Source organism: Marinobacter sp. DY40_1A1, from assembly GCF_016597815.1.
Classification (GTDB): Bacteria; Pseudomonadota; Gammaproteobacteria; order Pseudomonadales; family Oleiphilaceae; genus Marinobacter; species Marinobacter xiaoshiensis.
On sequence record NZ_VCHA01000002.1, the window covers coordinates 95,157 to 107,731 of the forward strand.

11 protein-coding genes and 1 tRNA gene are annotated in these 12,575 nt (G+C 53.6%); all 12 read right to left on the reverse strand.

Going from position 1 to position 12,575, the window contains the following annotated elements; genetic code table 11:
• Nucleotides 1-22: 22 nt before the first annotated feature.
• Nucleotides 23-2,137 carry a polyribonucleotide nucleotidyltransferase gene (pnp, locus tag FFI61_RS06300; RefSeq protein WP_227714746.1) on the reverse strand — a complete coding sequence of 705 codons (2,115 nt, stop codon included), beginning with the start codon at nt 2,135-2,137 and terminating at the stop codon, nt 23-25.
• A 309-nt stretch (nt 2,138-2,446) separates the two neighbouring features.
• Nucleotides 2,447-2,716: a 30S ribosomal protein S15 gene (gene rpsO, locus FFI61_RS06305; protein ID WP_100638168.1), complete on the reverse strand. Its 270-nt coding sequence runs from the start codon at nt 2,714-2,716 to the stop codon at nt 2,447-2,449.
• A gap of 78 nt (nt 2,717-2,794) precedes the next feature.
• The gene (gene truB / locus FFI61_RS06310; RefSeq protein WP_200369671.1) at nt 2,795-3,724 is read right to left on the reverse strand and encodes a tRNA pseudouridine(55) synthase TruB; all 930 of its coding nucleotides are present in this window, start codon (nt 3,722-3,724) and stop codon (nt 2,795-2,797) included.
• Entirely contained in the window at nt 3,721-4,155 is a 435-nt protein-coding gene (gene rbfA / locus FFI61_RS06315) for a 30S ribosome-binding factor RbfA (protein WP_200202961.1), read from the reverse strand. Before rbfA ends, truB begins: the two co-directional genes overlap by 4 nt.
• On the reverse strand, nt 4,155-6,716 hold the full coding sequence (infB, locus tag FFI61_RS06320; RefSeq protein ID WP_200202962.1) for a translation initiation factor IF-2: 2,562 nt from the start codon (nt 6,714-6,716) through the stop codon (nt 4,155-4,157). Before infB ends, rbfA begins: the two co-directional genes overlap by 1 nt.
• Before the next feature lie 17 nt (nt 6,717-6,733).
• Nucleotides 6,734-8,227, reverse strand: a complete 1,494-nt coding sequence (nusA, locus tag FFI61_RS06325) for a transcription termination factor NusA (protein WP_200202963.1) — start codon at nt 8,225-8,227, stop codon at nt 6,734-6,736.
• 54 nt (nt 8,228-8,281) lie between these two features.
• The gene (gene rimP, locus FFI61_RS06330; RefSeq protein WP_200202964.1) at nt 8,282-8,743 is read right to left on the reverse strand and encodes a ribosome maturation factor RimP; all 462 of its coding nucleotides are present in this window, start codon (nt 8,741-8,743) and stop codon (nt 8,282-8,284) included.
• Between the two features lie 318 nt (nt 8,744-9,061).
• Nucleotides 9,062-9,146: transfer RNA gene (locus FFI61_RS06335), tRNA-Leu, on the reverse strand.
• A gap of 5 nt (nt 9,147-9,151) precedes the next feature.
• Nucleotides 9,152-9,511: a preprotein translocase subunit SecG gene (gene secG, locus FFI61_RS06340; protein WP_200202965.1), complete on the reverse strand. Its 360-nt coding sequence runs from the start codon at nt 9,509-9,511 to the stop codon at nt 9,152-9,154.
• A 24-nt stretch (nt 9,512-9,535) separates the two neighbouring features.
• Entirely contained in the window at nt 9,536-10,309 is a 774-nt protein-coding gene (gene tpiA / locus FFI61_RS06345; RefSeq protein WP_200369672.1) for a triose-phosphate isomerase, read from the reverse strand.
• Between the two features lie 76 nt (nt 10,310-10,385).
• Nucleotides 10,386-11,729 (reverse strand): phosphoglucosamine mutase, encoded by a 1,344-nt coding sequence (gene glmM / locus FFI61_RS06350; RefSeq protein WP_200369673.1) that lies wholly within the window; start codon nt 11,727-11,729, stop codon nt 10,386-10,388.
• Complete coding sequence (folP, locus tag FFI61_RS06355) at nt 11,729-12,559, reverse strand: dihydropteroate synthase (protein ID WP_200369674.1); 831 nt, start codon at nt 12,557-12,559, stop codon at nt 11,729-11,731. The genes glmM and folP overlap by 1 nt, the downstream gene beginning before the upstream one ends.
• Nucleotides 12,560-12,575 lie beyond the last annotated feature (16 nt).

Consider the following 12,575-nt stretch of genomic DNA (forward strand, 5'->3'; position numbering starts at 1 on the left):
GGTTTTTATTAGCTGCTAACTATCAGTCAGAAAAGTCAGTCGGCTGCTCGCCTTCTTTCACTTCCTTCATGGACAGCTTCACACGGCCTCGGTTATCAACATCCAGAACCTTGACCAGAACTTCCTGACCTTCACTCAGCTCGTCAGTCACGTTCTCAATCCGGCGCTCGGAGATCTGGGAAATGTGCACCAGACCATCCTTGCCAGGCAGAATGTTAACAAAGGCACCAAAGTCCACAATGCGCTCAACGCGGCCCTTGTAGATAGCACCAACCTCAATCTCAGCAGTAATTTCCTTAACCCGGTTAACCGCCGCCTGAGCCGCTTCCTGGTTATCTGCGTAAATCTTCACGTTACCGTCGTCGTCCAGATCAATGGAAGCGCCAGTTTCGTCACAGATAGAACGGATCATGGAGCCGCCCTTACCGATAACGTCACGAATCTTCTCAGGGTTGATCTTGATCGCAGTGATGCTTGGAGCGCGCGGAGAAAGCTCGGTACGCGACTCAGAGATAACCTTGTTCATCTCACCCAGAATGTGCTGACGCGCGCCATAAGCCTGCTCAAGAGCAAGTTCCATGATTTCGTCAGTAATACCCTGGATCTTGATGTCCATCTGCAGTGCAGTAATACCGTCTTTGGTACCAGCAACCTTGAAGTCCATATCACCCAGGTGATCCTCATCACCCAGAATGTCGGTCAGGATGGCAAACTTGTCGCCTTCCTTGACCAGACCCATGGCGATACCGGCAACTGCTGCCTTCAGCGGAACACCAGCATCCATCAACGCCAAGCTTGAACCACAAACAGACGCCATAGAGCTGGAGCCGTTGGACTCAGTAATCTCGGACACCGAACGAACGGCATACGGGAATTCTTCCAAAGTCGGCATAACAGCCATCACACCGCGCTTGGCAAGACGCCCGTGGCCAACTTCACGACGACCTGGGGTGCCAACACGGCCCGCTTCACCTACCGAGTACGGAGGGAAGTTGTAATGGAACAGGAACGGATCCTTACGCTCGCCTTCGAGTGCATCGATAGTTTGCACGTCGCGGGAAGTACCCAGAGTCGTCGTAACGATTGCCTGAGTTTCACCACGGGTAAACAGTGCAGAACCGTGAACGCTTGGCAGAATGCCCACTTCGATTTCGATCGGACGAACTGTCTTGTTGTCACGGCCATCGATACGGGGCTTACCGTCGATAACCTGCTGACGAACAACTGCCTTCTCGATCTTACCGAAGTTCTTCTTAACATCTTCCGCAGAAGGCTCGCCTTCCTCTTCGCCGGCAAGCTTTTCAACCGCAGCGGCTTTGATTTCGCCAAGACGCTCGTAACGAGCCATCTTGTCGCGAATTCCGTAGGCTTCTTCGATCGCACCGGCAAACTCGGCTTTGATCGCGCCCAGTAGTTCAGTGTTTTCAGCAGCTGGCTGCCAATCCCAACGGGGCTTGCCATTTTCGGCTGCGAATTCCTTGATTGCAGTAACGGCTGCCTGCATTTCCTGGTGAGCATAAAGCACGCCGCCAAGCATCTGGTCTTCGGTCAGGCCTTTGGCCTCAGACTCAACCATAAGTACGGCTTCGTCCGTACCGGCCACAACCATATCCAGCAGTGAGCTTTCCAGCTCTTCAAAGCTTGGGTTTACGAAGTAACCTCTTTCGTTGGTGTAACCAACGCGACAAGCACCAATAGGGCCGTCAAAAGGAATACCGGAGATAGCCAGAGCGGCTGAAGCAGCCAGCATGGCAGCAATATCCGGATCCTGCTTCTTGCTGGACGACATTACCGTACAGATGACCTGGGTTTCGTTCATGTACCCGCTCGGGAACAGCGGACGAATCGGACGGTCGATCAGACGGGACGTCAGAGTTTCTTTCTCGGAAGGACGTCCTTCACGCTTGAAGAAACCGCCGGGGATTTTGCCCACAGCGTAGGTTTTTTCAAAATAGTTAACAGTCAGCGGGAAGAATGGCTGACCCGGCTTGGCTTCTTTGGCGCCAACAACAGTACCCAGAACCGAAATATCACCAATGGTGACCAGAACGGAACCTGTAGCTTGACGAGCAATACGGCCCGTTTCCAGAGTGACGGTTTCGCCACCCAGTTCAAATGATTTCTTACGCGGTTGCAGATCCACAACGAACTCCTGCGTTATCTGTTCAGAATGATTGAAGTGTGATTCTGAAGACACTCTGCCTGAAAGCTAACAGGCTGTTGTAAAACCCCGGCTGGATAGTCGGCACGCTGACATCGCGTACCGCCCGGGCTTTCAACAACCTGCTATCTAATTCAGCTTTCCAATACGACAGAAAAGCCCAGTTTCACCAAATTACTCAATGCAGTGATGAAAAGCACAACCGGCAGGCCCCCTGAGGAACCCGCCGGCTGGTGGCTACTTCCGGAACAATGCCGGAGCAGCCGTCAGGTCGTAAGACCGGATTTAGCGACGCAGACCCAGGCGCTTGATCAGCTCCAGGTAACGATCGCCGTTCTTCTTACGAAGGTAGTCCAGCAGCTTACGACGCTGGTTTACCATCCGAATAAGGCCACGGCGGGAGTGGTGATCCTGCTTGTTAACCTTGAAGTGATCCTGCAGCTTGTTGATGTTGGCGCTCAGCAGTGCAACCTGCACTTCCGGAGAACCAGTATCACCTTCAGCTTGCTGATAATCTTTAACGATCTGTGCTTTCTCATTGGCAGACAATGCCATAACTCACCTCAATGTTTGCGATGCTGTCTAATCCGGCCGAACCGCGCATCTCTACAGCCCGGCTAAACAGCGGCGCGCTTAACGCTTGCCGCTGTCACTCACCAGCCGACGTGGAACCAGTTTGGTCTCCTCGCCTTCCGGCAATGCTTCTGCCAGCCCGACAAAACCTTCGTTGCCATAAATGCGAACGAAGCCGTCATAAGCCTGGCCCGGTATTCTAACCGGTTGTCCATTCAATATCGACACCAAAGGCTGCCCCGACAGGCGGTGCTCCGGGAACATCGAAAGTGCTGCATCCGGTGCAACCAGAAGGCCATCCAGACTTTCATCACGCTCTCGCATAGCCTCAAGATCAGGCACTGCATGCACATCCGCCAGGGTAAACCCGGCAGCCAGAGTGCGCCTCAGCTCAATCACATGAGCCCCACAACCCAAGGCCTCGCCGATATCTTCAACGAGTGAGCGAATGTACGTACCCTTGGTGCATTTAACCGCAATATCCAGCTCATTTTCGCGCACAGCCAGAAGCTCAAGCTCGTAAATGGTTACCGGGCGTGCCGGGCGCTCAATTTCGATGCCTTCGCGGGCATATTCATAGAGCGGACGTCCATTGTGCTTGAGCGCGGAATACATGGAAGGGACTTGCTGGATATCACCACGGAACTGTTCAAGCACCGGCTCAAGCACTTCCGGTGTAAGATTTTCAGGTACTGGTTTGGTAGCAACCACAGCGCCTTCACTGTCACCGGTTTCGGTACGCTCACCGAGCCGCGCGGTAGCGATGTAGGCTTTATCGCTGTCCAGCATCATTTGGGAGAACTTTGTCGCTTCGCCGAAACACAGGGGAAGCACGCCAGTTGCAAGCGGGTCGAGAGCACCGGTATGGCCAGCCTTGGCAGCACCGTAAAGGCGCTTTACCTGCTGCAAAATGCCGTTGGAGGTAATACCCAACGGCTTATCGATTACCAGAATGCCATTAACTTCACGGCCTTTGCGTCTGCGGCTCAAGCGTTTGACTCCGGATCACTCTGACTGTCGTCCTGACTTTCTTCATTCAGCGTAACGGCTGGCTTGTCGCCAACCGCCTCGCGAATCAGGTTGTCCATTCTGCGGCTGTAGCCTTGAAGCGCATCAAAGTGGAAGCGAAGTTGCGGTATAACCCGCAGTTTCATGGCTCTTCCCACTTGCCCACGCAGGAACCCCGCCGCTCTGTTCAGTACGGAAATCGAATCCACGACCTCGGGAGACTCAGCAGTGAGCTCCTCGGTAGTCAACAGGGAGACATAGATATCGGCGTAGCCAAGGTCACGACTGACCTTGACCGCATTCACCGTTACCATGCCTAACCGCGGATCCTTGACCTCACGCTGAATCAGCAGGGCAAGCTCACGCTGCATCTGATCGCCAATGCGATCAATACGACTGAACTCTCTAGCCATTAGGCCCCCGTGGATTCGAGCTTACGCTCGACCCTGATACGATCAAAGACTTCGATCTGGTCACCGACCTTCACATCGTATCCCTTAACACCGATACCACATTCCATGCCGTTACGGACTTCGGGTACGTCGTCCTTGAAGCGGCGCAGGGATTCCAGCTCACCTTCAAAGATAACCACGTTGTCACGCAGCACACGAATCGGCTTGTTCCGGTATACGTTGCCCTCGGTCACCATGCAGCCAGCTACCTGACCAAACTTTGGTGAACGGAACACGTCGCGAACATCGGCAATGCCAACAATATCTTCGCGGAATTCCGGTGCCAACATACCTGTCAACGCGCCTTTAACATCGTCCAGCAAGTTGTAAATGATGCTGTAGTAGCGCAGATCCAGACCTTCCTGTTCAACCAGGCGCTTGGCTGATGTATCAGCACGCACGTTGAAGCCGAAAATTACGGCATTGGTTGCCATAGCCAGGCTTACATCTGTCTCAGCAATACCACCAACGCCAGACGACACAATTTTCACCTGAACTTCTTCGTTACCCAGATCCTGCAGCGACTTGGTAATCGCTTCCAGAGAACCGCGCACGTCTGTCTTGAGAACCAGGTTGAGGGTTTTAACTTCATCCTTACCCATGTTCTCGAACAGGTTCTCAAGCTTGGCTGCCTGTGCCCGCTGCAAACGCTGCTCGCGCTCACGTACGTGGCGGAACTCTGCCAGCTCTTTCGCCTTGCGCTCATCAGCTACAGCGAAGAACTCATCACCGGCGTTAGGCGTACCGTTCAAACCCAGAATCTCAACAGGGATAGACGGACCCGCTTCTTTAACTTGCTTGCCAGCCTCATCAGTCATTGCCCGGACCTTACCGAAGAAGGACCCAGCTACAACCATATCGCCCCGGCGCAATGTACCGTTCTGAACCAATACAGTAGCTACAGAACCACGACCGCGCTCAAGACTGGACTCAACAACAACGCCATTAGCTGGCGCGTCAGGAGAGGCTTCAAGCTCAAGAATTTCGGCCTGAAGCAAAACTGCTTCCAGAAGCGTATCAACGCCTTCGCCCGTGTGCGCGGAGATTGGTACGAACTGTACGTCGCCGCCCCAGTCTTCCGGGATAACTTCGATAGCAGAGAGCTCGTTCTTTACGCGATCCGGGTCGGCCTGCTCTTTGTCCATTTTGGTGATTGCCACAACAATGGGCACACCAGCAGAGCGGGCATGCTGCACCGCTTCTTTAGTCTGTGGCATAACGCCATCATCAGATGCAACTACCAGGATAACGATATCCGTACACTGGGCTCCACGAGCACGCATCGCTGTGAAAGCCGCGTGGCCCGGGGTATCCAGGAACGAAATCATGCCGTGGTCGGTTTCAACGTGGTATGCGCCAATGTGCTGCGTAATGCCACCGGATTCACCTGAAGCGACCTTGGTACGCCGAATGTAATCCAGCAGCGACGTCTTACCATGGTCAACGTGGCCCATAACACTCACAACAGGGGCACGCTTGGCCTTTTCCTGGCCTTCCACTTTGAATTCGCTGAGCACGTCATGCTCAAAAGCGTCATCGCTAATCGGCTTGGCCTTGTGACCCAGCTCCTCAACAACCAGTGTCGATGTTTCCTGGTCCAGAGGTTGGTTAATGGTTGCCATCACGCCCATGCCCATCAATGCTTTGATGACATCACCGGATTTGACGGCCATCCGCTGGGCAAGATCGCCAACGGTAATCACTTCGGGAACTTCTACTTCTCTGACCATTGGTTTGGTCGGCCTCTCGAAGCCATGACGCTTCTCTTTGGGTTTCTTTTTCGCCCGCAGTGGTTTGCGCAGCGTGGTGTCATCATCATCTTCCGAGACTACCAGCGGTGCATCTGCAGGACGACTGCGTGGCCCACGATGTCCAGCCTGCTTTTTCTTGGGCTTACCATCTTCAGCATCGTCGCCACGTTCGCGAACTTTTTCTTTCTTCTTCTTGGGCTTGCGATCTTTACCATCACCCTCAGGCGGCGGCATCGGGATATCTTCCGGAGCAATCACCGGATCAGCTTCTGCCGCTTTCTTGGGCTCAGCTTTTTCAGCTGCTGCCGGCTCGTCCACAACCGGTGCTTCCACCTTGGCTGCCTCAGAAGGCACTTCCGTCTCGGCCTGAGGCGCAGTTACCTTTGGCGCCTGCTCTGCCTGGGACTGCTCTACTTTTTGCTCTTCCGGCAACTCTTCTGCTACTGGTGCTGGCGTTGCCACTTCTGGCTCCGGTTGCAGCTCCGCACGCTTGACATAAGTGCGGCGCTTGCGTACTTCCACATTAACGGTCTTGGCTTTACCAGCCTTGAGCGTGGTAGTGGTCTTACGCTTGAGAGTAATCTTGTTCGGCTCAGCGCCTGCTTCACCGTGGGTCTTTCTCAGATAGGTCAGCAGCTGCTGCCTCTCATCACTGGATACAGCGTCGTTTTCCGAGCGGGCTTTCAGGCCAGCTTCCACGATCTGTTTCAGCAAACGATCCACGGGAGCGCCTACATCTTCGGCCAGTTGTTTTACCGTTACTTCAGCCATACTGGTCTCCTCCCGAATTAAGCCTGGTCTTCAAACCAGGGGGCGCGTGCTGCCATAATCAACTGGCCTGCACGCTCTTCATCCATACCTTCGATATCGAGCAAATCATCAACCGACTGCTCCGCCAGATCTTCCATGGTACGTACACCCATGCCGGCGAGTTTAAACGCCAGACCACGATCCATTCCGTCCATGCCCAGAAGATCTTCTGAGGGTTCTGCGCCGTCGAGGGCCTCTTCGCTAGCCAGAGCCTGGTTCAATAGGACATCTTTGGCTCTGCGGCGCAGCTCGGTGACTGTGTCTTCATCAAAACCTTCAATTGCCAGCATTTCTTCCATGGGTACATAGGCAACCTCTTCAATAGAGGTAAAGCCTTCGTCAATGAGCACGCCGGCAAATTCTTCATCCACATCAAGATGCGCAGTAAATGTTTCAACCAGAGTATTGTACTCCTGCTCCTGACGCTCACCGGCCTCCTCTTCAGTCATAACGTTAAGAGTCCAGCCTGTCAGCTCGGTCGCCAGGCGCACGTTCTGACCGTTACGGCCTATAGCTTGAGCCAGGTTGTCTGCCGCTACAGCTACTTCCATGGTGTGGCGATCTTCATCCATCACAATGGAGGCCACTTCTGCCGGAGACATGGCGTTAATAACCAACTGTGCGGGGTTGTCGTCCCAAAGAACGATATCAACACGCTCACCGCCCAGTTCGTTGGAAACAGCCTGAACACGGGAGCCGCGCATACCTACACAAGCACCAACAGGGTCAATACGACGGTCGTTGGTTTTCACTGCAATCTTGGCGCGGGAGCCAGGATCACGGGCAGCACCACGAATTTCGATCAAGTCCTCGGCGATCTCGGGAACCTCAATGCGGAACAGTTCAACCAACATCTGCGGAGCCGAACGGCTAAGAATCAGCTGTGGACCGCGGTGATCCGTGCGGATCTCCAGCAACAGCGAACGAACCCGGTCGCCCATGCGGAAGGTTTCACGCGGAATCAGGTGTTCTCTGGGCAGCAAGGCTTCAGCATTAGCGCCAAGATCGACAATTACGTTATCCCGAGTAACCTTTTTGACGGTACCTGAAACCAGCTCGCCAACACGGTCACGGTAGCTGTCGACAATTTTGCTGCGCTCAGCTTCACGAACCTTCTGGAAGATAATCTGCTTCGCGGCCTGAGCCCCGATGCGACCGAAGGCAACCGACTCAGCCTTTTCTTCATAGGTATCGCCCGGTTTCAGTTCGGGATCAATTTCTTCGGCTTCCTGAAGCGTCAGCTCGGTGCCAAGAGCAGGCACCGCATCGTTATCAACGATCAGCCAGCGACGGAAAGTTTCATACTCTCCGGTGCGACGGTCGATAGAAACACGCACATCCGACTCTTCATCTTCGTAGCGTTTTTTTGCCGCGGTGGCGAGTGCCAGTTCGATTGCCTCGAAAATCACTTCCTTCTCGACGCCTTTTTCGTTCGAGACGGCCTCAACTACCAGCAAGATCTCTTTACTCATTGGATTGCCCTGCCCTGAAAATAAACTGTGCATCTACTGAGTTGTTCAAATAGCTCACTCGAATACCGGAATGATTTGGGCTTTTTCAATGCTGTCAAAAGGCAACAAATACTCATGATCGTCTACAACAATCACAACTTCGTCGTCTTCCACACCCTTTATAAGCCCTTGAAACTTGCGTCGACCTTCAAACGCCATGCGCAAGCGAATTTGTACTTGATGCCCCACAAACGCCTGATATTGCTCAGGCCGGAACAGCGGTCGATCCATTCCCGGTGATGAAACCTCAAGCGTGTACTCGGTCTGGATGGGGTCTTCTACATCCATAACACCACTAATCTGACGGCTGACTTTCTCGCAATCGTCGATACCAATGCCTTTCTCGGCATCGTCTATAAATACCCGAAGCATGGACTGATAGCCCTTGGAGCGATACTCAATACCCCAATACTCGTAACCCATGCCTTCGACCACAGGGCGAAGAATGTCTTCCAGTTGTTTAAGCTTGCCTGACAAGTTAGGCGGTCTCCGTATGAAATTTACCGGCCCAAAAAACAAAAAAAGGGCTGTTGATCAGCCCTTTTTACGCACCAGGGCCTGTTGCGCCAGGCCCCTTAATCAAAAAGCCCCGATAACCGGGGCCTTTTGTTGCAAGAACTCGCAGGAAGCAAACCGGTAAACCGCTTCCTGCTGACAGACACCTGGCCTGCCAGAAGCCCAACAACAAAAGATGTCAGACTCCAATATCCGCCGGAGTATAGAGACGCCGAACGGACTGGTCAAGGACTGCTCAAAAAAACGGCCTGGATAATCCAAGCCGTTTTCTCATTCAATTGGTGCCCAAGGCCGGACTCGAACCGGCACAGCTTTCGCCACTACCCCCTCAAGATAGCGTGTCTACCAGTTCCACCACTTGGGCAAACCTCACTCGAGCTCGGGAAGATCAGACTCCCCGCTCCCGGTTTCGCTTCCAGCCGCATCCTGAACCGGAGCCTGGCGGGATTCCTTAACAGTTGGAATACCGGCTTCTCCAGCCACCTCAGCGCGCTGCTTGGCAAATACTGCCAACGAAAAACTTGTTACAAAAAACACGATTGCAAGCAAGGTTGTCATGCGGGTCAGGAAACTGCCACTACCCTGACTACCGAATACCGTTTGCGACGCGCCGCCTCCGAAGGCTGCACCTGCGTCCGCACCTTTGCCTTGCTGGATCAGAACAAGACCCACCAGTGCCACCGCGATAACCACGTGCACAACGACTACCAGTGTCTCCATCCAATCCATATCGATTCTCGCAAACCTTTAACTTTATGCACCCGCCGGGAAATACCGGCAAATACTAACAAAATCTTCTGCGACCAGCGATGCGCCACCGATTAAACCGCCGTCTATATCGGGCTCAGAAAAAAGCGCCGCTGCATTATCCGCTTTTACACTGCCGCCGTAAAGCAATGAAATCTCTTCGGCCGGGGCGCCCATATCTTTAAGTACGCCGCGTATTGATGCATGCATAGCCTGAGCGTCTTCTGCAGTAGCCGTCTTACCGGTACCGATAGCCCAAACTGGCTCGTAGGCGACTACGATATTCTTCCATGCACTTGCGCTACTTGCTGCCCGAACTACTGACGACAATCCTGCACGAACCTGAGCAGCAACAACCGATTTTGCCTGCCCGGACTCCCGCTCTTCGAGCGTTTCGCCAACACACACAATGGCCGTCAAACCACTGGCAAGAACCAGCGACACCTTCTCAGCGACCTGCTCATCAGTTTCACCGAAAAGCTGACGTCGCTCCGAGTGCCCAACCAGCACATAACGACAGCCGGCATCTTTTGCCATTTCCGAAGAAATCTCTCCGGTATAGGCGCCTGCCTGCCACTGCCCTACATTCTGGACGCCAACTGAAACAGCATCCTGCGCCAGCCTCAACACATCCCCGACATATAGTGCGGGAGGAATAATAACAACCTCCACGCCATTATCAAGAGATCCGGCCTCAGACCGGACATAGCCAACCAGTTTTTCCGAAAGGTCTTTCGACCCGTTCATTTTCCAGTTACCGGCTACAATCCTGCGACGCATAACAGTTCCCGAATGTAAGGGAGGGCGCACTATACAGCAGTCCCTCATAACAGACAACCGCCTGAATTCAACAAAATCAGGGCGTTGAGTTTTCTACAACTTTCACCAGCTTTTCCACAACGCGATGTATATCTCCGGCATTCCGGCCTTCCGCCATCACTCGAATCAAGGGCTCAGTCCCCGATGCCCGCAGCAAAATCCTGCCCGCATCACCAAGCTCCAGCTCTGCTTTCTTCACGGCCTCAACAATATCCGCACGACTGAATGGATCAAAGCGCTGCTCTACGCGCACGTTTATCATGGTCTGGGGCAACTTACTCATGCCTTTGCGCATTTCAGCAAGCGTTTTTCCAGACTTCCAGATTGACAAAAGCACCTGGAGCGCCGAAACGATACCATCACCGGTGCTGGTGCAATCCCGAATGACCATATGCCCAGAGCCCTCGCCACCTAGCACCCAATCATTTGCGATCAACCGCTCCATCACATAGCGGTCACCGACATTGGCACGCTCGAATGATATTCCCATTTCTGTCAGGGCCAACTCAACCCCAAGATTGGTCATAAGCGTACCAACCACGCCACCCTTGAGACGCCCCTCTTCAAACCTCTGGGCAGCCATGACGTACAGTAACTCGTCGCCATCAACTTCGGAGCCGTCACGGTCAACCATAAGTACCCGGTCACCATCGCCATCGAAGGCAATTCCCAGATCAGCATCTTTATCGATAACTGCCTGCTTGAGAGCATCCAGATGTGTAGAGCCAACTTTCAGATTGATGTTCAGCCCGTCTGGCTCCGCACCAATAACAAACACCTTGGCTCCCAGCTCGCGAAATACCTTTGGTGCTACGTGGTACGTAGCGCCGTGCGCGCAGTCAAGTACGATCTTCAGGTTATCCAGGGTAAACTCATTCGGCACGGTGCTCTTGCAGAATTCAACGTAACGCCCCGGCGCATCCTCTATTCTTGAGGCCTTACCCAACTCTCCCGGACCGCAAACCTCAATGGGCGTCTCGAGCCAACGCTCAATTTCTGCCTCCAGAGCATCATCGAGTTTGGTGCCCTCAGCGGAGAAGAACTTGATACCGTTGTCGTGATGGGGATTGTGGGAGGCACTGATCACGATACCTGCAGATGCCCGAAATGTACGAGTCAGATAGGCTATGGCCGGCGTGGGCATTGGCCCCAGAAGCTTCACATCCACTCCCGCTGCTGACAGACCTGCCTCGAGCGCAGATTCGAACATATAGCCAGATAAGCGGGTATCTTTGCCAATCAGCACACTGTTGCGCTGACCTGCTTTCTTGAATGCCTGTCCGGCAGCCCAACCCAAATGCAACATAAACTCAGGGGTAATTGGATGCTCACCCACTCTGCCGCGTATGCCGTCGGTTCCAAAATATTTTCTTCCGGCCATTAACTTGCCCCCTTTACGGCCGCCGCAATCTTGACGGCATCTATAGTTTCCCTGACATCGTGCACACGAATAATACTGGCACCCTTCATTGCAGATATTGTCGCGGCCGCGAGGCTCGCCGGCAACCTTTCATCAACGTCCCGACCCGTAATATGGCCAAGCATGGACTTTCGGGACATACCCACCAGCAACGGATGCCCCAGCGCCCGAAGCTGATCCAGATTAGCCAGCAGGCGCAAATTATGCTCAAGGTTTTTCCCAAACCCAAAGCCAGGATCGAGAATGATGTTCTCCGCAGAAATTCCAGCCTTCGCTGCAAGGTGAACGCGCTGAACCAAAAACTCCCCCACCTCTCGCATTACGTTCTGATATTCGGGGCGCTCCTGCATGGTTTGCGGCTCCCCCTGAATATGCATAATGCACACAGGCACATCGGCAGCTGCTGCTGCAGCCAAGGCTCCATCTCTTTGCAGTGCACGTACATCGTTAATGAGCCCAGCCCCCAGTTCAACCGTCTGAGCCATGACTGCCGGAGTACTTGTGTCGACGGAAACCACCACATCCAGCTCCCGGGAAATAGCCTCAACCACAGAACAAACCCGATCAAGCTCTTCCTGGACCGACACAACTGCAGCACCAGGGCGGGTTGACTCACCACCCACATCAATAAATGCTGCACCATCAGCGACCATCTGACGGGCTTTCAGAAGCGCCACATCAAGCTGATTGAACCGACCGCCATCGGAGAACGAATCTGGTGTCACGTTAAGGACACCCATTACATGACAACGGGACATGTCCAACGCTCGTCCGGCAAATTTCATTTCCATAAAAAACCTTTCTGGA

Bases quoted from the DNA above. Each gene is read 5' to 3' on its own strand.
- tpiA (WP_200369672.1), bottom strand. From the start codon at position 10,309: ATGCGTCGCAGGATTGTAGCCGGTAACTGGAAAATGAACGGGTCGAAA.
- folP (WP_200369674.1), bottom strand. From the start codon at position 12,559: ATGGAAATGAAATTTGCCGGACGAGCGTTGGACATGTCCCGTTGTCAT.
- glmM (WP_200369673.1), bottom strand. From the start codon at position 11,729: ATGGCCGGAAGAAAATATTTTGGAACCGACGGCATACGCGGCAGAGTG.
- rpsO (WP_100638168.1), bottom strand. From the start codon at position 2,716: ATGGCATTGTCTGCCAATGAGAAAGCACAGATCGTTAAAGATTATCAG.
- infB (WP_200202962.1), bottom strand. From the start codon at position 6,716: ATGGCTGAAGTAACGGTAAAACAACTGGCCGAAGATGTAGGCGCTCCC.
- rbfA (WP_200202961.1), bottom strand. From the start codon at position 4,155: ATGGCTAGAGAGTTCAGTCGTATTGATCGCATTGGCGATCAGATGCAG.
- nusA (WP_200202963.1), bottom strand. From the start codon at position 8,227: ATGAGTAAAGAGATCTTGCTGGTAGTTGAGGCCGTCTCGAACGAAAAA.
- secG (WP_200202965.1), bottom strand. From the start codon at position 9,511: ATGGATTGGATGGAGACACTGGTAGTCGTTGTGCACGTGGTTATCGCG.